The sequence below is a fragment of the Leptolyngbya sp. FACHB-8 genome (assembly GCF_014695575.1).
GTDB lineage: Bacteria > Cyanobacteriota > Cyanobacteriia > Elainellales > Elainellaceae > Vacuolonema.
In genome coordinates this window covers 1-25,531 of record NZ_JACJOO010000046.1, presented here as the reverse complement: position 1 = coordinate 25,531, position 25,531 = coordinate 1, and the positions used below count along the sequence as shown (strand labels likewise).

The 25,531-nt window shown below is 49.6% G+C and carries 19 protein-coding genes; 11 read left to right on the top strand and 8 right to left on the bottom strand.

Going from position 1 to position 25,531, the window contains the following annotated elements:
* The first annotated feature begins 417 nt into the window (after positions 1-417).
* Positions 418-1,221 (top strand): SDR family NAD(P)-dependent oxidoreductase, encoded by an 804-nt coding sequence (locus tag H6F91_RS09675; RefSeq protein WP_190774465.1) that lies wholly within the window; start codon positions 418-420, stop codon positions 1,219-1,221.
* Positions 1,222-1,623: 402 nt separating this feature from the next.
* Here H6F91_RS09675 and H6F91_RS09670 read toward each other — a convergent pair whose 3' ends face one another.
* Both H6F91_RS09670 and H6F91_RS09665 read right to left on the bottom strand, forming a co-directional pair.
* On the bottom strand, positions 1,624-2,607 hold the full coding sequence (locus tag H6F91_RS09670) for a HEAT repeat domain-containing protein (protein WP_190774466.1): 984 nt from the start codon (positions 2,605-2,607) through the stop codon (positions 1,624-1,626).
* A 337-nt stretch (positions 2,608-2,944) separates the two neighbouring features.
* On the bottom strand, positions 2,945-4,387 hold the full coding sequence (locus tag H6F91_RS09665) for a PLP-dependent aminotransferase family protein (protein ID WP_190774467.1): 1,443 nt from the start codon (positions 4,385-4,387) through the stop codon (positions 2,945-2,947).
* A 255-nt stretch (positions 4,388-4,642) separates the two neighbouring features.
* Here H6F91_RS09665 and H6F91_RS09660 point away from each other — a divergent pair, with 255 nt between their 5' ends.
* Positions 4,643-5,011 (top strand): hypothetical protein, encoded by a 369-nt coding sequence (locus H6F91_RS09660; protein WP_190774468.1) that lies wholly within the window; start codon positions 4,643-4,645, stop codon positions 5,009-5,011.
* Positions 5,012-5,161: 150 nt separating this feature from the next.
* Here H6F91_RS09660 and H6F91_RS09655 read toward each other — a convergent pair whose 3' ends face one another.
* From H6F91_RS09655 to H6F91_RS09640, 4 genes are all read right to left on the bottom strand, one after another.
* A complete protein-coding gene (locus H6F91_RS09655) occupies positions 5,162-6,025 on the bottom strand; it encodes an SGNH/GDSL hydrolase family protein (protein WP_190774469.1) in 864 nt (287 codons plus the stop codon).
* A gap of 309 nt (positions 6,026-6,334) precedes the next feature.
* Positions 6,335-7,228 (bottom strand): DMT family transporter, encoded by an 894-nt coding sequence (locus tag H6F91_RS09650; protein ID WP_190774470.1) that lies wholly within the window; start codon positions 7,226-7,228, stop codon positions 6,335-6,337.
* Positions 7,229-7,913: 685 nt separating this feature from the next.
* Entirely contained in the window at positions 7,914-8,606 is a 693-nt protein-coding gene (locus tag H6F91_RS09645) for a pyridoxamine 5'-phosphate oxidase family protein (RefSeq protein ID WP_190774471.1), read from the bottom strand.
* 15 nt (positions 8,607-8,621) lie between these two features.
* Complete coding sequence (locus H6F91_RS09640) at positions 8,622-9,095, bottom strand: GNAT family N-acetyltransferase (RefSeq protein ID WP_242035713.1); 474 nt, start codon at positions 9,093-9,095, stop codon at positions 8,622-8,624.
* A gap of 107 nt (positions 9,096-9,202) precedes the next feature.
* Between H6F91_RS09640 and H6F91_RS09635 the strand changes: the two genes are divergently transcribed.
* A complete protein-coding gene (locus H6F91_RS09635) occupies positions 9,203-10,663 on the top strand; it encodes a PLP-dependent aminotransferase family protein (RefSeq protein WP_190774473.1) in 1,461 nt (486 codons plus the stop codon).
* Between the two features lie 32 nt (positions 10,664-10,695).
* Positions 10,696-11,370: an ABC transporter ATP-binding protein gene (locus tag H6F91_RS09630; protein WP_190774474.1), complete on the top strand. Its 675-nt coding sequence runs from the start codon at positions 10,696-10,698 to the stop codon at positions 11,368-11,370.
* Between the two features lie 204 nt (positions 11,371-11,574).
* Here the strand turns inward: H6F91_RS09630 and H6F91_RS09625 are convergent, their stop codons facing one another.
* A complete protein-coding gene (locus H6F91_RS09625; protein WP_190774475.1) occupies positions 11,575-14,784 on the bottom strand; it encodes a cyclic nucleotide-binding domain-containing protein in 3,210 nt (1,069 codons plus the stop codon).
* Between the two features lie 398 nt (positions 14,785-15,182).
* Between H6F91_RS09625 and H6F91_RS09620 the strand changes: the two genes are divergently transcribed.
* The 6 genes from H6F91_RS09620 (at position 15,183) to H6F91_RS09595 (ending at position 21,950) form a co-directional block, all read left to right on the top strand.
* Positions 15,183-16,709, top strand: a complete 1,527-nt coding sequence (locus tag H6F91_RS09620; protein WP_190774476.1) for an adenylate/guanylate cyclase domain-containing protein — start codon at positions 15,183-15,185, stop codon at positions 16,707-16,709.
* 128 nt (positions 16,710-16,837) lie between these two features.
* Entirely contained in the window at positions 16,838-17,440 is a 603-nt protein-coding gene (locus H6F91_RS09615; protein ID WP_190774477.1) for an energy-coupling factor transporter transmembrane protein EcfT, read from the top strand.
* A gap of 272 nt (positions 17,441-17,712) precedes the next feature.
* Positions 17,713-18,258, top strand: a complete 546-nt coding sequence (locus tag H6F91_RS09610; protein WP_190774479.1) for a biotin transporter BioY — start codon at positions 17,713-17,715, stop codon at positions 18,256-18,258.
* Positions 18,255-19,826 carry an AMP-binding protein gene (locus H6F91_RS09605; protein ID WP_190774480.1) on the top strand — a complete coding sequence of 524 codons (1,572 nt, stop codon included), beginning with the start codon at positions 18,255-18,257 and terminating at the stop codon, positions 19,824-19,826. The genes H6F91_RS09610 and H6F91_RS09605 overlap by 4 nt, the downstream gene beginning before the upstream one ends.
* Positions 19,827-20,261: 435 nt before the next feature.
* A complete protein-coding gene (locus H6F91_RS09600) occupies positions 20,262-21,437 on the top strand; it encodes a thiolase family protein (protein ID WP_199307724.1) in 1,176 nt (391 codons plus the stop codon).
* 276 nt (positions 21,438-21,713) lie between these two features.
* The gene (locus H6F91_RS09595) at positions 21,714-21,950 is read left to right on the top strand and encodes a hypothetical protein (RefSeq protein ID WP_190774482.1); all 237 of its coding nucleotides are present in this window, start codon (positions 21,714-21,716) and stop codon (positions 21,948-21,950) included.
* Between the two features lie 141 nt (positions 21,951-22,091).
* Here H6F91_RS09595 and gntT read toward each other — a convergent pair whose 3' ends face one another.
* On the bottom strand, positions 22,092-23,459 hold the full coding sequence (gntT, locus tag H6F91_RS09590) for a guanitoxin biosynthesis MATE family efflux transporter GntT (protein ID WP_190774483.1): 1,368 nt from the start codon (positions 23,457-23,459) through the stop codon (positions 22,092-22,094).
* 178 nt (positions 23,460-23,637) lie between these two features.
* Between gntT and H6F91_RS09585 the strand changes: the two genes are divergently transcribed.
* Positions 23,638-25,407: a protein kinase gene (locus H6F91_RS09585; protein ID WP_190774484.1), complete on the top strand. Its 1,770-nt coding sequence runs from the start codon at positions 23,638-23,640 to the stop codon at positions 25,405-25,407.
* The last annotated feature ends 124 nt before the right edge of the window (positions 25,408-25,531 follow it).

The window sequence follows — 25,531 nt, the reverse complement described above, 5'->3', positions numbered from 1 at the left end:
CAATGTTTTTCGGATTAGAGTAATCTGGTTCATGAGGGTTTCGTGGATGAATGTGGTAATTCTCATGAAACCCTCTCCTACTCAATCTTTGCAAGCTTTTGTCCGGTACTTAGGTGACTCACAATTCCATATCAGGCAAATTCTTTAGAGGTTCTCTGGAAAACTGCTTTTTGTGCATGTAGTGTACGAGAAAAAAGCCCTGACTGGGGCTTCTCACATCTCTTCTCGGCTCTACCGCCTTTAGAGCTTCTGGCTCGTCATAACACACATCCTGCCTGTGTATCCTTGCAGGTTTGTGACTATTCAATGCGGGTCAGCTATCCATCCAATCACGAGTGATTTGCATCTCATGGGCTTTCGGGTAGCTCTTCCACTCCTGGAGCTTCCCCATGAGACCCTAACTCTGGAGGTTTTAGTATGGCAATTCAAGGAAAAACAGCCCTGATCACAGGAGCTTCTCGCGGCATTGGCCGTGCGATCGCCCTCGAATTTGCCCGCCGGGGTGCAGTTCGACTGTTACTGGTGGCACGCGATCGCCAACTTCTCAACGAGCTTGCGGCTGAGCTACGAACCTTTGGTACAGAGGCAATTCCCCTTCCCCTCGATTTGCGCCAACCTGTAGAAGTCAACATTGCGATCGCCCACGCCTGGCGAGATCATGGCCCTATTCATTATCTGGTGAACTGTGCGGGAGTAGCCCACCAATCTACGTTCCTGCAATCACGCCTCCCACTAGTACAGGAGGAAATCGGGATCAACTTATTGGGAACGTATACTGTTACCCGCTTAATTGCTCGCCGTATGGTCGCCCAACGAGAAGGAACGATTATCAACGTTTCCAGCCTCATGGGTAAATTAGCAGCTCCAACCATGGCGACCTATTCGGCTACTAAGTTTGCCCTGCTCGGGTTCACTCAAGCCCTCCGGGGCGAGTTAGCCGCTCACAATGTGCGAGTGGTCGCCCTGCTGCCATCCCTAACAGATACAGACATGGTGCGCCATCTCCGCTGGTTCCGGTGGATTGTGCCTATGACCTCTGAGGAAGTTGCCGAAGCTCTCGTTAAAGGGTTAGCACGAAACTCAACAGAAATTTTGGTAGGCTGGCAAAGTCACCTGGCGGTCTGGGGCCATCGCCTTGCTCCTGGCATCGTAGAACGCGTCCTGCAATGGGCTGCGCCACTTCCTAAAACACCCCCCAAAGCTTATTCGGCTTTGCGATAACCGGCTACAGAATTCGTTAATACAGTAGCCTTTTTGCAGGAGAAAATGTAGGAGCGAATGGCTGTTCGCTCCTACACAAGAATTCTCCAAACCATGAAATTTTACGATAGTCATCTCATATCATTGAGCATCTAAATTCTCACTTAATCTAACCTGAGTTCGGGTAAGGGCGTTTTCGAGTGCTGCGCGTTGCGCGGCACTCGAAAACGCTCATTTTAGCGTGCGCAAAGTGCACACCAAAATGAGCACTTCAGCTTATCTCAAACTGAGGTTAATCTATTGAGATGCTTTTAATATAAGCGTTACATATAATGTCACTATCACAAATATTTAATACATTTAGTATTTGAATAATTGTATAAACCAAGTTTTTTAAGCTTGGCTAAATTAGTGTTTTTCTCATTAGCTGAGTTTAACTAAAGCTTGTTTCAAATTTACATCCTGACGTTCGTCTACAGCCAGACAAACCCGTTCCCAGATACTTGCGTCTTGTTGATAAATGCTGAGAGCTTTGATTGCACTTTTTGCATCCTCTAAGAGTCCCTCTAGAATGAGGGAGATCAGGAAATCAAAGGCCGGAATTTGACGGAGAGTAGCGATCGCCAACAACCCCGATCGCCGCAATTCCCGGTCCCGCACTTGCTTCCACCAATCGCGTAATAGCTCAAAAGCCTCCGGCAACCGTGACTCTCCCAGGGCTAAAGCTGTCGCTTCTGCCAGTTCCACATGCTCATCCCGTCCATCATTACGGGCATATAGCAGTTCCTGAGCTAGGGATAGCGATGAGGTTGGAGCGAGTTGAAGCAAAGCAGTCAAACATTCCGATATGACAGGGGGATTGTCCCCGACTTTGATGCGAAGTCGGAGAAGGGGAATGCCTTGGTCGTTACCGCTATAGGCGATCGCCCGCGCTGCCCCAATCCGTGCTTCCGACTCGCGGTCGGCCAGCAAATCCCCTAACTCCACCATGACTTGGCTGTAATTCATCCGCACCAAGCCTAAAGCACAGGTGCCTCGCAGGCGGGGAGCCGTATCGACCTGGCCACCCCAGACAGGTTCCATCTGTACATGACGAATACCTGATAAAAACAAGGTTTCGTCGCTGTAGTTAAAGCGGTAAAGGGTTTCAGCGATCGCCTGTTTTGCTCGACAACCGGGATCGCTATCCTGCGGCTTCACCATGAAGCGGGGAAAGGCAGCCGTCAGGTCGGGGATCAGCGCGTCGATTTCATGTTCGCCGATGAGTTGAGCGGCTTGGGCGATCGCGACGGAATACTTGCTCCCCAAAACCTGGCGCAGTAATGCCATGCCCTCCGCAGATGTCGGATCAGACCGTATCTGATTCAGAGCTGTCATCAATTCTTCGAGCTTGCGAGACTTCGCCATATCGTTTCAGTCGCTCAACTCTACTGCGAATCATGGTACACCCGTACACCATACAGCGCAATCCAAGCATCAGCTAGAACTGCGTTGAAACCCTTGTGGAAATGTTATACAGCAATGTGCGGGTTGATTAAGTACGGTGGTGTGGGGCACTTCGTGCCCCACACCACCGTTGCTGTACTTAACGCACTCGCACGTTGCTATAGAATTGACACATCAATTCCATAATGATGCTACGTCGAATGCGATCATCTTGTGTTAGTGTCACTTTCCGTTCGATTGGCAGTTGATTATTTTCAATGGCTCGGTAGTAATCCTTCAAGCTAGGCTTAAATACTGTCTACTGGGCTTTCAAAATGCGGCCTACGATTTCGATGCCACGTTCGATGTGCTCTGGAGACTCAGCATAACCCAGACGCAAGGCCGGATAGCCCTGTTGGTCAGGAAAAAAGGCGGTTCCAGTACCAACCAGCACCTTCTGAGCAGCGGCCTCCTCGGCTACGCGTTGTACAGAAATGTGAGGAGGCAGTTGCACCCAGAGAAACACGCCACCAATCGGCACTGTCCAGGATGCCTCTGCGGGGAAGTGCGTCTCCAGGGCGCGGAGCATGACGCAACGGTTTTGCTGATTCAGGCTGAGGAGCTGGTTAAGACGGCGGCGGTAGTGACCTGAAGCCAAATATTCGCTAATAATGGCCTGGGACATAACCGAGACGTGCATGTCGTGCAGCATTTTGCGCTCGATTAGAGCCTGGTTATGTTCTCCTGTAATCATGGCGTAACCCACGCGTAGAGCCGGCATCAGAGTTTTGGAAAAGGTGCCGATGTAAATGACGCGATCGCTCTCATCCATTGCCTTAATGGGGGGCGGCGTCGGCTCAAAGTTCAGCCGTTCATAGGCATTGTCTTCCACCACGCGACAGTTATAACGTTCTGCCAGATCCAACAGTCGCCGCCGATGAGCCAGGCTAGTAGTGATACCCGTGGGGTTGTGCAAGGTACTGATCGTGTAGATCAGCTTGGGATGGTGGCTCTGGAGGTACTGCTCTAGTAAATCCAGATTCATACCCTCCGCCGTCATGGGAATGCCAATGACTCGTGCCCCTGCCTGTTGCAGAATCGACAGGTAACCATGAAAAGTCGGCGACTCTACAACCACCCAATCTCCTGGTTGGATGAAGTGCTGGGTAATGAGAGCCAACGCTTGCAAAGAACCGTTGGTGACCAACAAATCGTCGGGTTTTACAGCCAAGCCCAGTTGCATCAACAGTTGAGCAATTTGACTCCGCAGGGCGGGCTCACCCTGGGGATGGTTATGCCGAAACAGGGCATCAGCAACATTTTTGACAGCCCGCCGAGCGATGCGCTGAACATCTTCAATACCTGTCGGTTGGGGAAAGCCGGAACTGAGACGAATGGTTCCAGGTTGCGCTTCCGCTCGGAGAACAGCGTTACTCACAGTCAAAAACGAGGGAATTTCGTTAGGGGGAATGATGACCTGCTGATCCGGGGCAAAGGTAGAGGCTCCACGAGGGCGGGTCAGCGGTTCGGTGTTGATGAAATATCCCGCGCCCTGACGTGCGTAGATCAGTCCATCGGCCTCTAGAACGCTGTAGGCTTCGATTACAGTCAGTTTATTGACGTTGACGTTGCGAGCCATCTCACGGATAGATGGAAGGCGATCGCCCGGACGTAGACCCCCTGAGTTAATAAGATGACTGATGCGATCGCGAATTTGTAGATATACAGGTTCTTCCGCGTCACGGTCTACAGGAATTTTCATCGCCCATCTCCAACGTCATTGAGGAGAACGCTGATTTTTCATGGGTATACCCACAAAAATCAAGCCTTGAAATTTGAAGCATGACCTTACTCTATGCGAACTTTTTGGTGAGTAGCTGGTACAGTTTCTATTTTTTTCACTAGAACAGTTATATTTTTTGAAACTGTACTAGCAGAACTTCCTTTTTTTGTATCTACTCAAATTTCAGTTCCTTGACGAGAGTAGGAATGTAAGCCACAACACCGGTACGTTCCTATGCGCCTCTCTGATTCCTCACCTTCCAGCAATCCCTCATCAAACTCTGGGTTTTCATACGCTTCACACCTAGAAAATCCATCCCTTCAGCCAGCTTCAAGAAAATCCCTGGAACAGTCGCTGGAGCAATTACTATCACCCACCACTGCTGCCCATTATCCCAACCGGGCTAAGCAAGCATGGTTACAACCACTACTCACGAAGTTATTAAATTTTTTCACCGGCAATCAGTCTGTATGCATTGAGCAGAGGCGCGATCGCAACGGAAATTCCTTCTGGTATGCCTATGATCCTGCAACCCGTTCCCATCACCAATTTGATACGGAACAGGAAGTGCGAATTTGGTTAGACCAACGGTTTTACAGCTAAAATTTGAGCCAATTCAAGACGTGAGAAGCTCGGCCTTGAATTGACTTAGGAGATTTCCAGTAATGAATTTACCCAGAATGTTGGTGCTTTGCCCGCTTCGCGGGCAAAGCACCAACATTCTGGGTAAATTCTTATGCAGAAACCTCCTTATTATCGTGACGCAACGCCTACCTGCTGCAACTGTGTATAAGCCGCTTCTGCCACCAGTTGATGTCCGGCTGTGGAGGGATGAATGCCATCCCAAAATAGAAACTGACTGGGATTAGCGCAGGACCGCATTCCCGACAGGCAGGTACCCGTCACATTGGCTAACCCAAACTGATCGGGATTGGCGATCGCCTCGTTATACAGTGAAAATACATCTAGCAACACAATGTCCAGATCGGGTTGCTGTTCTTTTAACTGCTGAATTCGTTGCTCCAGCCGTTGGTTGTGAACCTGGGTTAATGCAGTTAAATCAGCCGCTCTACCATTGCTTCGTGTTGCTGGTAAGCGCCCGAGATCCGGTAAATTAGCCACCAAGAAGTTTCGCGCTTCTCGGTCGGAAAGGGAAGCGATCGCCTCCATCACATTCTCCACCGGCACCGATACGTTGGTTTGCCCTTGCAAATAGTCATTCGCCCCGGCCCACACGACGTAGAGCGCATTAGGATTCAACCGTTGTTGGGCCTGAGTGAAGGTGGATACCTGCTGACGCAGCCCGGGCACAGGACTGTCACCTCCACCCTGGGTAGTTGCCCCACCCCAGGCAAAGTTTTGAGTTTGATTGTCAGCCAAATCCAAATCGCTCGCCAGGTATTCAACCCACACCTGCCCATTCGAATACCGCCCATGAAAATAGGGCGGGTCAGGCGGATAAAGCCCACCACTGGATTGAAACACTTGCCCTACATCAGAAAGACTATCGCCAAAGGCGATGATTTCATTGATAGTGACGCCAGAACGCGGCGTACAGGAAATCGCGAGAATAAAAGTGAGAAGGGTGAGGGCGATCGCCGTAGAAAATTTTCTCACAGGAACATGCTCCCCGTAGAAAAGGTGCCACAGCAAGGCGCAGCGGGGCGCGCTTACTGGACCTACCCTAGCCTACTCCTCAGAAAATTGCCTTTTCCAAGGGACAGATCACACACAACTCTGCTTTAAAAATTAACTTTTATGGGCCAAACGCACAAAAATTCAACCTCTCCAGGCAGGTCTAAAACAGAGCTTAGAGATCGCAAACAGACGTTTTAGATGTGCAATACACATCCAAAACGCGCTAAAACCGAGAGGGAAGGGGCACTTTACGCCCCTTCCCTCTCGGTTTTAGAACAGATTTGTGATCTACTGAGGCTCGATATAGCTATCTCTTTCCGATTTATCATGTGCTGTCTTTCTGACCGTCAAAAAGATAACAGCCAGAAGGATCAATGCGCCACCTACCAATTGCATCCCCGTAATGGGTTGCTTCAGAATCACCAACGATAGGGCGATCGTCACAACCGGCTCAAGCGTCGATAGCATAGATGCCGTTGATGCGCCTAACAGTTTAATGCCTGTAAACAGTGCCCCAATGGCCACAACGGTTGAAATCAACCCTAATGCCCCAATGGCAAGCCAACCTGATGCGTCTTGTGGCAGGCTTACCCCACGAATTGTCACAATCCCTCCATACACAACTGCAGCGGATGTCAGCACAACCGTAGAAGCTGTAATGGGAGATTCTTGCGTCATCACCTGCTCCCCCACCAGGATGTAAGTTGCATAAATACAGGCAGACACCAAACCTAGAATAACTCCCAGAAGTTGCGCATTGCCCACAGGCCCAATCGTCAAAACAGTTCCGAGAAGGGCGAGGCTTAATGCCCATAGCGTACCTGGACTACTTGGCCGATGCAGCACCACAATGGATATTCCCACCACAATGGTTGGATACAAATACAACAGCAACACGACAAGCCCTGGGGAGGCAACCGTCAGGGCAAAGAAAAAACTGAGAGATTGCAACACAAAACCAACGCCGCCGAGAAGGATTAACGTTCGCAAATTTTTGGGATTGGGTAGAGGAATTTGTCGGATGACCAGGTATGTGCAAAAGCAGACAGCAGCGATCGCAAATCGAAAGAATAGAACGGTGAGTGGTGTTGCCCCAGACGCATAGGCAAAATGAGCAAAAATGGGTATTGCCCCAAAAGATGTGGCTGAAAGAATGATGAGTATAATGCCGAAAAGCTGCATAACCGTTACCCTAATTCAACACATGTTTGAGCAATCGGCTTTTCGTGAAATTCACGTGTAGGGCATAACCTTACTCAAGCCTTTCCCAAACAACTCAAGTTCACAGAACCTGCTATTTGGAAGCACTGTTGAGCATGAATCCCAGCCAACGACAAACAGAAGCGTATAAGCTTATACCATTTACCATCTCTAAAATATTTTTGTTATGCATCGGATTGATTCGGTACGCAACAAAAATGTACAGAGTTTTTTAGTTGCAGTTCCGAGAATGCCAAGTGTGAGTGATGAGGATTGAAATAGACAGGGCTTGAGTACCTAATCCTTTATTTTGGTTGTGTTTCACACGTGTGATTGCACCAAACTCGGGAAGTTCTATTGTTCGTACACAAAGCGCACGAAAAAAGGACTTCCCGAGTTTGGTATTAGAAAGGTACAAGATGCGAGGAGACTTGAATTTAAGTAACCATTTTTGCTGAGTCTTACTCTTAACGGAAATGATTACAAATATCCAAAATCTGTTTTAGGGGTTAATTTTTTGTGGACTTCGCACACACACAACAACCCTTCCAGGCAGATTTAAAGCGCACCCTAGTACGCTGAGGCGGAAATCCATCACCTATGTTTTTGTGTAGGGTGCTTCGCACCCCACACAAAAACATAGTATGCAAACTTAGGCCGCAGCCTACTAGTCAGGCGATTGGCCTCTTTGATAATGGCAGATTGCATCTGGCACGGACAAACCAGAGGAAAGCTTGGGATCGTCGATAGGAGTTTGAGCCACCATTCGTAACGGCAACACACCTGCCCAAATCGGCAATGCATAATCCGCTTCATCATCGTTAGGTGGCCCCGATCGCACCTTAGCAGAAGCCTCCTGGATGGGCAGCGACAACACCAGCGTTCCAGCCACCTCCTGATGCATCACCGGACGCACCTGCTCCCAGCGCTCCGGCACTACATGGTTCGTAAACGCTTTTAACGCCTCTGTCTTTTCTTCTACGTCGCTAACAACGGTTGCTGTTCCAAAAATTACAACTGAGCGGTAATTCATCGAATGATGAAATGCTGATCGAGCCAGCACCAGACCATCCAGCAGTGTCACGGTAACGCATACATCAATGCCTTTTTGCAAGGTACGCAGCATACGGCTGGCAGGCGATCCATGGATGTAGAGGCGATCGCCCACTCGCCCGTAGGCGGTTGGAATCACAAAGGGTTGTCTATCTACGGTAAAGCCTACATGGCAAATCAAACCTTCATCCAAAATACTATAGATCAAATCGCGATCGTAATCTCCACGCTGGGGTAATCGCTTGATCTTCGTACGTTGTGTAACGGGCAATTGATTGTTGTGGATCGATGGTTCTGTTGCTGTCATTGCCTGTTCCTTTTGCTAGTTCAAAGATAACTTCATTGCATTCGCTGCAACGAAGCCCAAACGTTCATAAATGGGTTTTCCCGATGGTGAAGCGTTCAACAAAATTTCTGTACATCCAATAGATTTGAGATGAGCGATCGCCGCTTCCATCAAACGTGTCGCAATCCCCTGTTGACGATACGCAGGTTCTACATAAACACCCCAGACATAACCTCGGCACTGGAATTCTGGTGCCAAAATGAGCGGATACAATCCTTCGAATCGCTGACAACCTGCCGACCCCACAACCCGCCCGTCCACTTCCGCAACAAAGGCTGCATAATCCAGATCGCGTCGGGCCATTGTGACAAATGCCTGCACAATATCTGGATAGTCGGGGGAGATTGCTTCCTCCGGCACAGCATTGTCTAGCCACATATAGTAGAAATGCTCGGCTAATAGAAGATCCTCAAACAGATCAGCAGTCCGAATTTGGACGGTAGTTTGCATCACCATTGTGTAATGAACGAAGCAACGCCATCAGCGTAGCGATCGCCAGTGGTCTCCTACAAGAGCCAATTTTGTGCTTGAATATAAGTCCACTTTGTCGCAGCCCTATGGAACTGACCCTGACGCTAGATCCCCAGGCCGAGCATCCCCTTCATCGGCAACTCTATGAGGAGTTACGGCAGGCCATCCTCTCGGGGCGACTAAGTCCCCGGCAAAAACTTCCTTCGACGCGATCGCTGGCTCAGTCCCTCGGCATTTCTCGTACGACTGTTACCCAGAGCTATGACCAATTGCTAAGCGAGGGTTACCTGGAGGCACGCCATGGCTCTGGCACGTTCGTCTGTGCTCAGCTTCCCGATGATTTGCTCCACTCTGCCCCAGCGGAAACAGCACCTCACTCGGTGAAGTCATCCATCCACCTATCGTCCTATGGTCAACGATTAGCCGAAAAGCCCTTTGCCCTTCAGGCTGAGCCTCAAGTCCCCATCAGCTTTCGCTACGGTCGCCCCAGCTTTCAACACTTTCCCCTGGAAGTCTGGCGCAAACTCCTTCTCCGTCATAGTCGCGCCAATATACAATGGCTCGACTACGCCAGCAATCCCCAGGGCGAATATGAGTTGCGGGAAGCGATCGCCCGCTATATCACCCGCGCCCGTGCCGTACAGTGCGATCCCGAACACATCCTCATCACCAATGGCACCCAGCAAGCTCTGGATTTAATTCTGCGCGTTCTGTTAGAACCGGGGGAGGCGATCGCGCTAGAAGATCCTGGCTACCTCAGTGCCCGACGCATCTTCCTCAGCCACAACGCCCACTTAATCCCCATCCCCGTCGATGAATCCGGCCTGGTCGTTAGCCACCTCGCCTCCATTCAGGTTCCTACTATCCGGCTGGTCTACGTTACCCCTTCGCACCAATTTCCCACGGGAGCCACCCTCTCCCTGGCTCGCCGACTGGAGTTGCTGTCTTGGGCACATCGGACTGGCGCCCTGGTTTTGGAAGATGACTATGACAGTGAGTACCGCTATGGCGATCGCCCCATTCCCGCTCTCCAGGGATTAGATCCAGGTCACTCCGTCATATACATTGGCACCTTTTCCAAGGTTCTGTTCCCCTCCCTGCGGATCGGTTATCTGGTTCTGCCGCCTGAGTTGGCTCCTCTGATGGCCCATGCCAAGTGGTTAAGCGATCGCCAACTCTCCACCCTCGACCAACGCGTCCTAGCCGATTTCATCAACGAGGGGCATCTGGAAAGCCATATTCGCCGTATGCGATCGCACTACAATAGTCGCCGTCAAACCCTGGTGCACGCACTAAAACAGCACTTTGGCGATCGCGTTACCATCCTCGGTGAAAAAGCCGGAATTCACCTCATGGTTCACTTCTCCCTGCCGTTAACAGAAACTGACATCATCCAAAAAGCAGCCCAAGCTGGGGTGGGCTTAATGCCGGCCCGCGTCCACTGCTTGCAAGTTGAAAGCCATTGCAACTTCATCCTCGGCTATAGCGAACTCGACGAAGCCACCATTGAACGTGGCATTCATCTCCTAGCCCAAACCCTCCTCTGATAGGATCAAGTCCAACCTGACAGACGTACCCCATGATTGAAATTGAAGGAGTTAGCCATCACTTTGGCGATCGCCCCATCCTACAATCTCTGCACCTGCATCTTAATCAACGCCGCATCGGAATTGTCGGCAGCAATGGCTCAGGAAAAAGCACCTTCGTCCGTTTGTTGAATGGCCTGCTAATCCCTGAGCAAGGCACTGTCAAAGTTGATGGATTAGATACACGAAGCCATGCAAAAGCAATTCGGCGCAAAGTAGGATTTGTCTTCCAAAATCCTGACAATCAAATTGTTTTTCCCACCGTTGAAGAAGACATTGCGTTTGGATTAAAGAATCTCAAACTTGATAAAAGTACAATTCAGCAACGAGTCAGCGCTGTACTGCAACAATATCAATTATGGGACGTCCGCCATTCCCCAGCTCATCTATTAAGTGGCGGAGAAAAGCAGCTTTTGGCGATCGCTGCCGTTCTCGTCATGCAACCTCAATACGTTGTCTTTGATGAACCGACTACATTGCTCGATCTCCGCAATCGCAATCGAATAAAGCAAATTCTTCAGGACTTACCCCAGCCCATTATCGTTGTATCCCATGATCTGGATCTCCTTAAAGACTTTGATCGTATCCTGGTCTTTGATACTGGACGGATTGTTATGGATGCGGAGCCAGCGATCGCCCTACCTTACTATATCCAACACCTGTCCTAGGTTTTGAAGCAGACCCTGGCCTTTCTTGGGTTCAGGTTTGAGCTTATTTTAGGGCCATTCGAGTTCAGTCATTAAAGGCTTGGATAGAATATCAGACGTTATGGGAAGCATCGCCTACCATAACGTCTGATATTCTATCCAAGTAGTTTTAAAGGTTGATTTTTTGTACGCGAAGCGCACGAAGAATCAACCTTTAAAACAGCGCTAAACTTTGGCGGGTGATTTGATGTTGTTGGTCATACTCTGTAGTCGGCTACTTAAAACAACCAGCAGGTTTCGGGCAATCTCTGGATCCTGATACAGTACGGAATCAAACTTATCCGCCTGGATGACAAGTGCTCGACAATAATCAGAAGCAGAAACTACCGAGGCCGATCGCTTTTGTCGAGTCAAAACACCCATCTCACCGAGCGTTTCTCCGGCATTAATCTTACCCAGCACTTGTTCACTTCCACCATTTGAGATCATCACATCCGCCATCCCATCAATCAGAAGCAAAATGGAGTCCGGCATATCCCCTGCGTTGCACAGTCTTGTACCACGGGGATAAATGTTGACCGTTGCATCACGGCCCAACTCAATTAAAGTTTCAGGCTTTAAAGTTCTAAAGAAACGGCTCTCAAACAGCAGTAGAACTTTATCGAGTGTGCCCAGAACTTCGGTAGGAGCCTTAGTTTGAAGCGGTTGTTTTTTCCAATAAACGGTGATCGCCGGTTCGTCATATTCACTAAATCGAATCACCTGGCCTTGCATCAGGCGATCGCGATCGCCGCTTAAATGAAGGTCATCCACATACAGACCCCCATGCACCCCTAAATCGAGCACATGAAATGCCTCTTCCTCTAAATACAAAACTGCATGATGTTTTGCCACCCTCTTATCTGGAATCACAATGTCATTACTGGGATGGCTTCCCACACGAATGACGGATTGCTGGAAGAGCTGCTTTTCTGTTTTTGTCGGCAAATGGATCTGAACAATCAAAGTTTGAACTTCTCGGATCATTTGTTTCTGATAGCGATCGAGCAGTATTTGTGCCGTATCTTTCGCTAGCCAGTGTCCTTGAGATGATGCGCTCAGTAATTGTTTGGCATACTCCTGAGCCTTTTTTGGTTCCAACAAACTTAAACCATAAAGCGCAGGGGTTTGGATTAGAGGGTCTAATTCATGCAACAACTCTTCCAACACCGTTACAAGGGTATCTGCATCACTTTTTAACCTGGAAGAGTCCGTAGATATTCCAGTCTTACCCCCATCTTCATCAGGTTCCAGGGGATTGAGTTGTGCCTCCGCTGAACGCCCTTCTAATATCGCAAAAACCTCTGGATGCAAACGATTCTTCCAGGAGATTGATCCATCCGATGCCTGTATTATCTCAGGCAAAACGTTCCTGATTAAGCGATACGTTTGATGGGCAAGTTTTTGAGAGTCAGGAGTATTGCCCAACACTTCCAGTAAACCCAACATTTGCCGTGTAATAATATGCTGCTTATGCTGCACAGCGGTCAGTCGCAAAAACTTAAATACTGACGTTTGAGCATCAAACGTTTTCTGGCTGAGAACGGCATAGCGATCGCTCAAACCTTTCATTTGCTCCAGTAGCAAGTCTGCCTTTCGGAGAATGTTACTTTGCTCTCCAGCCAGGAGTTGACTCAATACTTTTTCTTCTTCTTCCGCCGTCATGCCATACTCTAGCTTCAGAAATTGAATCTGCTTCTTCTGGCGCTGCATTGCCTCCTGGAGCGACATACCATTTTCCACTAAATCTAATAAGGTGGAGGCTAGTGCTTGGCGATAGCTCTCCAAACGTAACTGGCTTTCACGAGTTCGATGTTTTTGTGGGTCGAGCAATTCTGGTTCTGCAATCCCTAATTCTGTCAGTACGGTAAAGTGATCGTCATCCTTAATATTTAATTCCTGGCGAATCTGCCTCAACACTTCCAGACTGGAGGCAGAATCTGCATTTCCCTGCTCCAATGTTTCCCGTAATACGCCCTTATACACTTGAAGGCTATGTTCCTGGTTAAACCCCGGCAAAACCTTTGCCAATACGTAAACTTCCTCCGCCTTCAAATCCTCCATCGATCGCCCTTCTAAGAACCTGGAAAAATCGATGGTGAGTTTGCTCAGCTGGCGACGCAAAGTATTCACCAGGCTTTCCCGCGAATAGCGTTCAGCAGTGCGTTCTAATGTTCTTGACAACCATAGCGTGCTGACTAAAACAATGAACCCAGTAAACAGCAAATGAACGGGGATGGGATAGCCCTTCAAAAGGGCACGGCTGCTAAAAAAGAAGAAGATATTAAAGCAAAAGAAGGTACAGATTGAAAACAGAATATGAGCCGCTTGTTGAGAAGAAACATTCTTTTGCTGCCGATGCAGGTAATTTCGAAGTGTTTTTTCCAGGGCCATTAATCCGAAGTAAGAAGACGCGATCGCCACTCCCAGCACCATGGGCACTGCAACGAGTTTAGGGATAGGTAACGGTTGCCCTGCCACATAAAACCCTGGATTAAAAAGCGTATTTCCTAAATCGGGTTCCCATAGCCAGGCTCCCGAAAAGAGGTAATCGAAACTACCGGAATACAGGAAGTAATAGACAAAAAAGCCTAGCAGTAACCCCACATAACCATATTGCACAAAGCGGCGGCCCGGTTTCGTGAAAGTTTCCCAATAATTACGCTCTGCATCAATATCAATACAGGGAGACTGGCAACCCACACAGGAGCTTTTCTCATTCCCATCTTTATCAACTGTGCGGCACATAGATTGCGTAATCGTTTGTTTTTGGCCCTGATGGGCTTCGCTACCCAATAAGCCTCTTGTCCCTGTAAACACCATCTGAACGGGAGCCATCGGGCAGAAGTACTGACACCAACTTTTACCCTCGTAGAGGTAACCAACGGCAATTGCCGCGCCAATCGTCAGCAATAGAAAAATTCCCAACGCCAGGCGATCGGCATTGAGGATCAGCAACCTGGCCGCCAGACCAGCGGTTAGAAGCCCAAACTGTACATAAAGATGATTTTTTCCTAACCAGGAGTCCTTCCGGATCTTGACCAATTCGTAACGTGTTGCCCCTGTTCGCGTTTCAACCTTTCGCTTACGTTGAATACCCAACGCTCGTGGAATCTGCGACAGAAAAGACAAAGGGCAGATGCGCCGCCAGGTTTCATGGCCAAAAACCAATAAAAGCAGAATCGATCCCGGAACAATCAACGACCAAAATAGAAATAGTGGGATTGAGTGAGAGGCTTGAGGAAGACATTCCCCCTGCACTTTCACACAGGAATTAGCCTGTGACAGAAATGGCTTAAGCAGGAGTGCTGAGGGATCCCAAAATAAGGAAATAATCAGAAGTAACCAGGCGAACGTCAGCATAAACCGCAGTCGATGCATCTGACGTTCCGACATTTGAGGAAGCTTGCTAACGCCCAACATTCGATAGTCTCTCTGAACTGCTTTAGGGGGGTTACAAAACAGGAAACAAAGCACTTGGGGAGAAGCTTATGACGGCTTCTAAAATCAATTTCTGATTGAAGCTCGAACAGGGAATTCAAGTTCCCTATTCCGTAGGATTACTTCCTACAACCTCAAATAAATTGACATGAACACATATTCAACTCGAATTCAAAATTTCAGTAGAATTACGGCCTAACCGGGAGAACACCACAATTCTTCATAAAGTTTTCACAATTTTCTTCGAAATATATTGAAGAAACAAAAAAACCTTTAATTTTTTTCCGGATCTCGATGTAGAGCCTCGAAAAGATACCTGTTCAGGTTGCGACCCCCTCCCCGGAGGAATCTAGATGAACCGGATAGATGCCCCTTCGTCCGAAGATCGCTCTCAGCATCCGCTGATCCGAAAGCTCATTTATTTCGTCATTCAACTTTTAACAAAACGAACGATCACACTGCTTGCAATCTTATTCATTGCAGGCCTGGCGGGCGCTTTGTTGAATATGTCTCGGCTTTCATCCGACTTAATTGAATCTCAGGCAATACAAAGTTCTGCGCTCTACGCGCAGGCCATTAAAGAAGCCAGAACCCTCTATAGCAACAATGCCGTTAGCCGAGTTAAAGAGGTTCACGGGATTAGCGTTACGCCTGACTATGCCAACACACCTGGTGCGATTCCCCTCCCAGCAACTTTTTTGATTGAATTAAGTCGCTCCATCAGCGAACAAAATCCTGGAATGTCTGTGCGTTTATACAGCGATTACCCTTTTCGTTGGCGACAAAAAGATGGAGGTGCCAGGGATAGCTTTGAAAAAGAAGCACTCATTCAACTCAGAAAGAACCCCAAAGAACCGTTTGTCCGCATTGAAAACTTTCAGGGACGTAAGGCACTGCGCTACGCCGAAGCCGACATTATGAAACCGACTTGTGTCGCCTGCCATAATATCCATCCCGATAGCCCGAAGCGGGATTGGCAGGTAGGCGATGTGCGTGGTGTTATGGAAATTACCCGCCCCCTGGATAGCTTCATTGCCCAAACCCAACAGGGTTTACAGAGCACATTTACCATGCTTGCGGGGTTACTCCTGCTTGCCCTTACAGGAATTGCTCTGGTCATCACGCGACTGCGCCAAATCTCAAAGGAACTGGAATTACGCGTCATTGAGCGGACATCACAGTTGCGGCAGGCCAACCAGCAACTTGTCGTGGAGCAGGAAAAGTCAGACAAACTACTGCTCAATATTCTGCCTGAATCCATCGCGAATCAGCTTAAGGAGGGCGAGAGCAGCATTGCTGACGGTTTTGCAGAAGCCACCATTCTATTTGCTGACCTGGTGAACTTTACGCAGCTTTCCCAAAAGATGCCCCCAACGAAGCTGATCGCCTTACTGAATGAAATTTTTTCCCGTTTTGATAGGCTCACCGAAAAGCATGGGCTGGAAAAAATTAAGACGATTGGCGATGCCTACATGGTAGTAGGAGGATTGCCAAATCCTCGTCCGGATCATGCAGAGGCGATCGCTGAAATGGCTCTCGATATGCAAACAGAATTGATGATGTTTTGCTTAGAGAAGGGACATCAGTGCGAACTCCGAATTGGTATTAATACAGGCCCTGTTATTGCAGGAGTCATTGGTACCAAGAAATTTATTTATGATCTCTGGGGCGATACCGTTAATGTCGCAAGCCGGATGGAGTCTCATGGACTGGAAGGAGAAATTCAAGTTACTGTAAGCACCTATCAACGTCTCAAGCATCACTTCATGTTCAAACGTCGTGGCACCATTCATGTCAAAGGCAAGGGTGAAATGGAAACCTATTTCCTGATTGGGCATAAAAAAAGTAAGCAACTGCCACCCCTACAGTTGCAAGCTTAAAAAGCTTAGTAGATCGCAAATTCTTCTAAAGCCGAGAGAAAAAGCGTGCGTCGTGCGCTTTTTCTCTCGGTTTTGGGGTGTTTTAGAATAATACTCTAGCGATCGCCCATTCCACAGACGCACACATTATGACCCTGGGGCTGTACATCCCTAAAAATTCTCCCATTCATGCACTATCACCCAGTATCAAACTGGCAGGGATGGCGATCGCCGGAATCAGCATTTTTTTTATTTCCAACATCCCCTGGCTTGTCGCTACACTCGGTGTAATACTTCTTCTCGTCAAGGTCGCTCAACTCTCCTGGCGCTTATTTGCAACCCAACTCCGCCCTAGCCTCTGGATTTTTGCAGGCATCTTTCTCCTCCATGCCATCCTGAACGATTGGAGGGTCGGGCTAATCATTGTTCTGCGCTTTGCCATACTACTGTTGCTGGCAACCCTCATCACGCTAACCACCAAAGTTTCCCATATGGTGGATGCTCTGGAACGGGGATTAACTCCGCTCCGGCCCCTGGGGGTTCGCCCTGCCCAAATTAGTTTGATGATGGCGATCGCCATTCGACTCATCCCTGTCCTACTCAATCAAATCCACGAAGTCCAGGATGCCCAACGCGCCCGTGGCATTGATACTCCGATCATTACACTGTTTGTTCCCGTCCTCATTCGCGTGCTACAACTGGCCGACCACCTAGCCGAAGCCCTAGATGCTCGCGGCTATGGCGATGACTGAATAGATACAAGCATTGGACAAAGAAGGGATAAAAAGACCCCCTTCTTTTATCCCATGGCAATCGTCAGCAATTCTCATTTTGAATTGAAGCCTGAAAATAGCCCGCCGAAAGCGGGCTATTTTCAGGCTTCAAAGCCGAGAGTTCGCGCCCGATGGGCGCGAACTCTCGGCTTTGAAGCTCATCATGAGAATCGCTGGGCAATCGTTTATAGATGTGATCTAGATCATCATTTTCCAGTATGGTCATAGTTTGATCACTCATATCCACATCTATGAACAACCGGGACATCGTTTATATTGCCGTCTTTGCCGCCCTCGTTGGAGCCCTGGGTCTCCTTCCCCCCATCCCTCTCCCCTTTCTACCAGTCCCCATCACTGCCCAAACGCTAGGCGTTATGCTAGCTGGCTCATTCCTGGGATCTAAACGAGGCGGATTTGCCTTGCTCCTCTTCCTGACCTTGGTCGCTATTGGCCTCCCCATCCTTTCTGGCGGGCGAGGCGGTATTGGGGTGTTTATGGGCCCATCCGGTGGTTTTCTACTCGCCTTTCCGATCGCCGCTTTCGCGATTGGCTGGCTGTTCGAGCGATCGCCCCACCGCTCCAAAAATGTCGGGTTTGCCATCCTCTTCAACCTACTTGGCGGTATCGTCGTCCTCTACAGTATTGGCATTCCCTGGTTGGCGATCGCCGCCCAAATGTCCCTCGCCAAAGCTGCCATTGGCTCCGCCGCGTTTCTTCCCGGTGATGCGGTAAAAGCTGTCATTGCCGCACTCGCCACCATTACCGTTCAAAAAACATATCCCATTCTGCGAGCATGAGCGGCATCACTGATAGCTTCGTCGCCCATGCACAGCGCTATCCTAACCAGTTGGCGATCGCCTGTGGCTCCCAATCGTTAACCTATGGCGAACTCCTGCATCGGGTTCAGCAGGTGGCAAGGGTGACTGCTACCTACAAAGCTCAACATTCTACCCATCCCGATCATGGCTTCTGGGTTGGCATCTTACTGTCCAACCGAGTTGAGTTTCTGGAGTTATTTCTGGGAATTACCATGGCCGGAGGCGTCGCGATGGTACTCAATCCAGAATGGGCATCCCCACAACTTCAATCCATTTTGGACCGATGGACGCCCGGGATTCTGGTCAGCGACAGCCAACAGTTACAAAGGATCGAGAACCTCTCATCTTTAAAGGCGATCGCTCTCGATATCCTCCCAGCGGATCCTTCGAGCTATGAAAATTGGTTAGATCCTGAATCGGCAAGCTTGGAAAACCAACTCACTGTTCAGGAGGATTTTCTAGAGTTGGCGATCGACCCCGACTCGCCCTTCTACATTGGTTTCACCTCAGGAACCACCGGACATCCCAAAGGCATCCTCCGTTCCCATGCGTCCTGGCTCAATAGCTTTGCGGCCAGTCGCATTGAGTTCGATATTGGCCCAACGGATCAGGTGCTAGTACCTGGCTCCCTTGTTCACAGCCTTTCCTTGTATACCGCGATCGAAGCGCTTAACATGGGAGCCAGCTTACACATCCTGCCTCACTTCACTCCAAAAGCTATCCTGCTATCCCTCAATCAGCCTTCTATTACACGGCTAGTTGCTGTTCCAACCGTACTCAAAACCGTTGCGAATACAGCACAATCTTTATCTTTTTCGCATCTCAAAACTGTGATCGCGGGTGGCTCAAAACTTAGCCCGGCTCTCCGAGATCAACTTGCTACCGTATTTCCCCAAGCCGACATTCTGGAATACTACGGTGCATCCGAACTCAGCTTTGTCAGCATCGCTTCATCCCGCGAACGTATTCCTTCCGAATCTGTTGGTCGCGCCTTTCACGGCGTCACCCTTTCAGTCCAACGGGATGATGGCAGCGGCATGGCTAAAGTTGGAGAAATCGGCTGGATTGGCATTCGCAGCAATATGCTGTGCTCCGGCTATTTAGAACCACAACCCAGCACAGGTTTTCGCATAGAGCAAGGATGGGCCACCGTGGGCGATCGCGGCTACTTAGACGAAAACGGCTTCCTCTACCTCGTCGGGCGCGAACACGACATGCTCATCAGCAACGGCATCAACGTCTATCCCTCCGAAATCGAAGCCGTCCTCCTACAACTCCCAGAAATCGAAAACGCCGTCATCTTAGGCATCCCCGACGACTGCCGCGGCGACCTCATCTGTGCCATCATCACCTGGAACGGCCCCAAGCACTTAACCCGCAATACCCTCATTCACCACATCCGCACCCAGATAGGCCAAGCAAAATGCCCACGCCGCTTCTTCGCCGTCAAAACCCTCCCAACCACCACCAGCGGCAAACCCCTCCGCTCCCACCTCCAAGCCCAGATTCTACAGGGACATCTTTCCCCCCAAGAACTACGCACCTAAAAAACTTGGTTCGAGATAAGCTAAACCCCCTAACCCGAATTCAGGTAGAAACTGCTTGAAGGCAGTTTTTTCTTCCCACCGGGCACAAAAAATCTCCTATCCCTATAAGCCATAACCGACATACACCACCCAAACCTGATCAAAAACCCAGCAGATGCGAAGCGGCCTAACACCTCCCACGCAAAACCTCCTTGCCGAGGGGGTCTGGGGGAGGGGCAGCCCGTCCCCCAGTCGGGGGGTTTGGGGGGCGACGCGACCCCAAGCCAGATCTTTGCCAATAACCACCATTTCCATCAATCGTCACCAAATTTCACAGGACTTACGCAAGCCCACCAGATCTAGAGCATTTTTGTTGTGGATGGGGTGCAAAGCACCTCATCCACAACAAAAATGCATAAGCCTATTTCAAACAAAAGCCCTACTCCTCCGCCCTCCATGACCACTCAGCAAGCCATCATCATCGCCGCCCGCCGCACCCCCATCGGCCGAGCCGGAGGTACCCTTAAGTCTCTCACCGTCGACGCCTTAATAGCTCCCGTCCTGAATGCCCTCCTCCAAGACACCCACCTCCAACCCGACCAAATTGATGAAGTCATTTTAGGTAATGCCATCGGCCCCGGCGGTAATCCCGCCCGCCTCGCCCTCCTCACCGCTGGCTTCCCCGTCACCATCCCCGGCGTTACCATCGATCGCCAATGTGGCTCTGGCCTCGAAGCCATCAACCTCGCTGCTCGCCTCATTCAAGCTGGCGCTGGCGACATCTACATCGCAGGTGGCATGGAAAGCGTCAGCACCGCCCCCTGGCGCATTGAAAAACCGCGATCGCTCTACGAACTTCCCCAATTCACCCACCGTGCCCGGTTCGCCCCCGAAGCCCTTGGCGATCCCGACATGGGCATCGCCGCTGAAACCGTTGCCCAAACTTATGGAATTACGCGCGATCGCCAGGACGAATACGCCTTCCACAGCCACCAAAAAGCCCTCGAATCCATGAAGAATGGACGACTCCATAACGAAATCGTCCCCATTCACCTATCATCCACAACAACCATCGAAACTGACGAATGCCCTCGCCCCAACTTTACCCTTCAACGCCTCAATAAACTTCCCCCTGCCTTCCAGTCAGATGGCACCGTCACCGCAGGTAACGCCTGTCCCATTAACGATGGTGCCGCTGCTGTCTTAATGGTATCCGAGCGACTTTTTTACAGAATGGGATGGAAATCGGGTTTACGCGTTGTAGATGCCGTTTCCGCAGGGGTTGATCCCAACCTACTGGGTACCGGCCCTGTCGCAGCTATCCAAAAACTCTTCAGCCGTCAACCGGCCCACAGCCTTTCTAACATTGATCTCATTGAATTCAATGAGGCCTTTGCCGCCCAGGTTCTGGCCTGCCTTGACGTATTAGAGATTTCCCAGGAAAAGGTGAACGTGGGAGGTGGAGCGATCGCCCTGGGTCATCCCTACGGCGCTTCCGGTGCAATCCTCGTCACCCGCCTCTTCACTGAACTAGTCAGAACCCCACACCCTTCTCCATCCACAGGGCTAGCCACCCTCGGCATTGGCGGCGGCCTTGGACTCGCTACTTTATTTGAAGCGCTGCCTAATTGAGCAATTAGGATACGGCTCAGAAATGCAGTACAGAGCTTTGCAACACATCACAGTTATTCACAGCAATTCTCATTATGAGCTTCAAAGCCGAGAGTTCGCGCCTGTTGGGCGCGAACTCTCGGCTTTGAAGCCTGAAAATAGCCCACCGAAGGTGGGCTATTTTCAGGCTTCAATTCAAAATGAGAATCGCTGAGTTACTCAATAGGTTTGATATCACAACCAAACCAGGAATATAATAGAACTGATGAACTACTCTAAACTTCTGTAGAACCCACCATGTTGGAAGAAGACATTCGGCAGCTTCAAGTTATCCTGCACCGAATCGTCACGCTACAAGCCGACACCCCAGAGAAACGGCAACACCTTGACCAGGCTTACAAAAGCGTGGTGCAAGCGATCGCCGCTTTAGAGCAACTCAAAACTCCCATCCCCTCCCTCCACGTTCCCGGCGAACCTGTCGCTGATCTCTACGAGGCCATCACTCAGGAAGAACGCTTCAAAGAATGGCTTTAATTACGTGAGATGGGTGGTGCAGAGCGCCACCCATCTCGCCTATCGAATTACAACACCTGCTCAGTCAATTCCAGTAGGTCGGAACAAGCATTTTGAGCGTGCGGCGCATGCCGAAAACGCTCGTTTACGATCTATTGGCATCTATGAATTTGGTTCTAAAGCTGTCTGTACCGCCTCCTTAGAAGAGGCTTGCCGCAATGTTGCAGGCAATTGCCAACCCAGAACGATCGCCAGCAGTAGCATATAGGAAACCAGCGATAGCCAGAGAATATGATTACTGTGGAGATGCCAGGCGATCGCAGCTAATGGAACAAAGCCAACTCCAAAGGCAATAAGAACCGCATTACGCAAAGTTTCTCCCTTTTTTAGCCCAATAAAATAGCCCTCAAACATAAACGCAACAGCCGTTAACTCTAGTAAAGGTAATAGCCACAGCGTGTAGCTGGCAGCGCTGGCATTTACATCTGCATGATTCGTGAGTAAACCGAAAACCTGTTCCGGGAAAAGAATCGTTGCACCAGCAAACCCAAGCGCAATTGGTAATGCAGTCAATACAGAAAGGATTAGAACGGGGATGAGCTGATCGTTCACTCCCTTACTTTTGAAATTGCCAATTAACGTTTGCGTCGTCATCCCCACCCCCTGAATCGTAAACTGGCTCAGCAAGGCAATCTGAAGCAGCAACCCATTTTGCGCTAGGGTCGTCGTTCCCATCGTAGAACTTAAGTTAGTGAAGATGGCATAGGTAGAAATCAACACGAGAAATCGAATCAGAATATTCCCCTTCAACGCCACTGTTTCTCGCAGTGCAGCCCGGTCAAAGAGGTTGCCTATCACATATCTCAGCTTATCCCAGTCAATACTAAAGGCGATCGCAATCAACCCAACTAACAATGCTAAATACTGACTTACTGCAGTCGCAATACCCGCCCCAGCACTGGCCCAACCCCACTTAAAAATCATCAAATAATCCAACACCACATTCGACCCATTCCCCAACAGAGACATGAGCAGAACGACCCAATTCATCTCCCGCCCTAAAAACCAACCAAAAAGCACAAAATTCAATAAAACAGCTGGAGCACCCCAAATCCGCCCATAAAAATACTCGCTACCCGATGCCTCTACCTCTGAAGCTCCGCTGAGAATGGCAAACCCAACCTTCTGTAAAGGATATTGCAGCAGCAAAATGACTAAACCAATTCCCAGGGCCACCAGACCACTCCGCAGCCCTGCCAACAAAACCGCTTGCTGGTCATTCTTACCAACCGCCTGGGCTGTTATGGCATTGGTACTCGATCGCAGAAACTTGAGCACCCGATAAAGGTAATCAAACAAAATGGATGCCAGAACCACTCCAGCTAAATGACGAATATCTGCCAGATGGCCTAGAAATGCCGTATCAACTAATCCTGCCAACGGCACCATCATGTTAGATAACATGCTAACCGCAGACAAGCGATAAAACCGGGGCAAGAAGTCGTATCGGCCAGGGGGAGTCAACGTCATTTCCGTAAACAGTTATTTCAAACCATTACAACAGGTTTCGTATCAATAAACTACTATAGCTATTCCAGCTAAGTCTCCCGAGAAACGCCACCCTCAAGACTGAACTTAGGGAAGTGTAAGCTAATTGCCGTAATAGCTATGCTGGAAAGCAGTGTTTCAGTGCGATCGCCTTCATTTAATGAACACGCTAGTTGGGAAAACGCTCCAATCCGGCAAATATACCTTGGAAGAAGTCTTGGGAGAGGGAGGCTTTGGCATCACTTTCAAGGCTATGCACCATGCTCTAGGCCAACACGTAGTCATCAAAACGCTCAATGAAGCGAGCCGTCGTAGTCCACACTTTTCCTACTTAGCTCGGAGCTGCCAGGATGAGGCACGCCGATTGGCGTTATGTACCCATCCCAACATTGTGCGGATCAGTGACTGCTTTACTGAAGACGGCATACCTTACCTAGTGATGGATTACATCGCCGGTGCTACCCTAGAACAAATTATTTTTCCAGACCATCCTTTACCGGAAGCGATCGCTATCCACTATATCCGTCAGATAGGAGCAGCCTTGCAAGTCGTTCACCAAAACGGGCTACTCCATCGGGACTTAAAGCCAGGCAATATTATCCTGCGTCAGGGCACTCAAGAAGTTGTGCTGATCGACTTTGGCATCGCTCGGGAATTTACGCCGGGCATGACTCAGACTCACACCAGCATCATTTCTACGGGATATGCTCCCATTGAGCAATACATTTCTCAGGCTCCTCGTACACCCGCCACTGACGTCTATGGGCTAGCTGCAACACTGTATGCCTTACTGACCGCACAGGTTCCTGTTGCATCGGTTTTGCGCGATCGCCAACCCATGCCAGCCCCCCGGGATTTGCAACCCAATCTCTCTCCAGCTATCAATCAGGCAGTCATGCGAGGCATGGCTGTCGAATCCAAATTCCGTCCCACAACAGTTACAGAATGGCTCACACTGCTTCCCAGTAGTATGTCTACAAATGGAAGTAATGCTAACCCTTCCGCTAATACTGCAAAGGCAATTCTCCCTGTTGTGCAAGCAACGCCAGTACAACCTCCTTCAACCGCAGCAACCGTTGCTATCGGATCCCCCACCCCTGCTCCAGTAGCTCCCGCCCAACCCAAAAACCAAAGGGCCATAGGAGTAGCCAAGCAATCAACCGGGAAAAACCGAGGGCCGATTTATGGCTTATTAGGAGTTGTAGCGATCGCAACGCTGATCACTACAACACTAGCTATTCTGCGCTCCCATCCAACTCAAAATCCTTCTATAACAGACGTATCACCCGAAGCTTCCACAATTCCAAATGGGGAAGAACGAAGCGAAACCACTTCAGCACCAGAAGACTCCACCTTTTTGCCAATCCCTCAATCCTCACCGTTGAATGAAGCGCCTAAAGCTGCACCGGAGGCAAAACAATCTCCTGTAGCTGAAACAATCCCAGAGCCAGTACAAGAGGAAGCTGAAACTGAACCTAACAACCCATCCACGGACAAGAATCGAAGGGGCGATCGCATCACAACTGAAGTTCCTGGTTTAGCCATCGGTACAAGAGCAGAACAAATTGAGTCTCGTTTAGGTGAACCTGATCGACGTAGCAATAATGGCTATTGGCCCAATACCCGCTCCGTGCTGTATGATTTGGTTCCCAATCAAGTAACCGTCGCTTACATCCTGGATAAGGACAGCGATCGTGTTCGCCAAACCGAAGCATCCTTCGATCAATCCGTCGATCAGCAAGTTATACGCTCGACGTTAAATGGAATGCTCAATGACCAAACAACATCTGCAATCGAGCAAGGTCTAGAATCTGTACGACAGCGACAATCCAATCGCTACTCCTTCTCCATTGACAACCTGGAGGGAACTATTGAACGCAATCGCCAAGGCCGTATTTATATTGGCGTTTGGGAAGAAAACCTACATTGAAGACAAAAAAGCCTTCCTCAGATTGAGGAAGGTTTTTGGTTGAGTATTACCCTGGCACTGAGCTATTTTCCCGTGGGGCAACCCCCAAAGTATCTTCGCCGCTGGTCTGTTTCACACCTCAGTT

Coding starts and splice junctions, on each gene's coding strand:
- H6F91_RS09675 (WP_190774465.1), top strand. CDS start 418: ATGGCAATTCAAGGAAAAACAGCCCTGATCACAGGAGCTTCTCGCGGC.
- H6F91_RS09670 (WP_190774466.1), bottom strand. CDS start 2,607: ATGGCGAAGTCTCGCAAGCTCGAAGAATTGATGACAGCTCTGAATCAG.
- H6F91_RS09665 (WP_190774467.1), bottom strand. CDS start 4,387: ATGAAAATTCCTGTAGACCGTGACGCGGAAGAACCTGTATATCTACAA.
- H6F91_RS09660 (WP_190774468.1), top strand. CDS start 4,643: ATGCGCCTCTCTGATTCCTCACCTTCCAGCAATCCCTCATCAAACTCT.
- H6F91_RS09650 (WP_190774470.1), bottom strand. CDS start 7,228: ATGCAGCTTTTCGGCATTATACTCATCATTCTTTCAGCCACATCTTTT.
- H6F91_RS09645 (WP_190774471.1), bottom strand. CDS start 8,606: ATGACAGCAACAGAACCATCGATCCACAACAATCAATTGCCCGTTACA.
- H6F91_RS09640 (WP_242035713.1), bottom strand. CDS start 9,095: ATGCAAACTACCGTCCAAATTCGGACTGCTGATCTGTTTGAGGATCTT.
- H6F91_RS09635 (WP_190774473.1), top strand. CDS start 9,203: ATGGAACTGACCCTGACGCTAGATCCCCAGGCCGAGCATCCCCTTCAT.
- H6F91_RS09630 (WP_190774474.1), top strand. CDS start 10,696: ATGATTGAAATTGAAGGAGTTAGCCATCACTTTGGCGATCGCCCCATC.
- H6F91_RS09625 (WP_190774475.1), bottom strand. CDS start 14,784: ATGTCGGAACGTCAGATGCATCGACTGCGGTTTATGCTGACGTTCGCC.
- H6F91_RS09620 (WP_190774476.1), top strand. CDS start 15,183: ATGAACCGGATAGATGCCCCTTCGTCCGAAGATCGCTCTCAGCATCCG.
- H6F91_RS09615 (WP_190774477.1), top strand. CDS start 16,838: ATGACCCTGGGGCTGTACATCCCTAAAAATTCTCCCATTCATGCACTA.
- H6F91_RS09610 (WP_190774479.1), top strand. CDS start 17,713: ATGAACAACCGGGACATCGTTTATATTGCCGTCTTTGCCGCCCTCGTT.
- H6F91_RS09605 (WP_190774480.1), top strand. CDS start 18,255: ATGAGCGGCATCACTGATAGCTTCGTCGCCCATGCACAGCGCTATCCT.
- H6F91_RS09600 (WP_199307724.1), top strand. CDS start 20,262: ATGACCACTCAGCAAGCCATCATCATCGCCGCCCGCCGCACCCCCATC.
- H6F91_RS09595 (WP_190774482.1), top strand. CDS start 21,714: ATGTTGGAAGAAGACATTCGGCAGCTTCAAGTTATCCTGCACCGAATC.
- gntT (WP_190774483.1), bottom strand. CDS start 23,459: ATGACGTTGACTCCCCCTGGCCGATACGACTTCTTGCCCCGGTTTTAT.
- H6F91_RS09585 (WP_190774484.1), top strand. CDS start 23,638: ATGAACACGCTAGTTGGGAAAACGCTCCAATCCGGCAAATATACCTTG.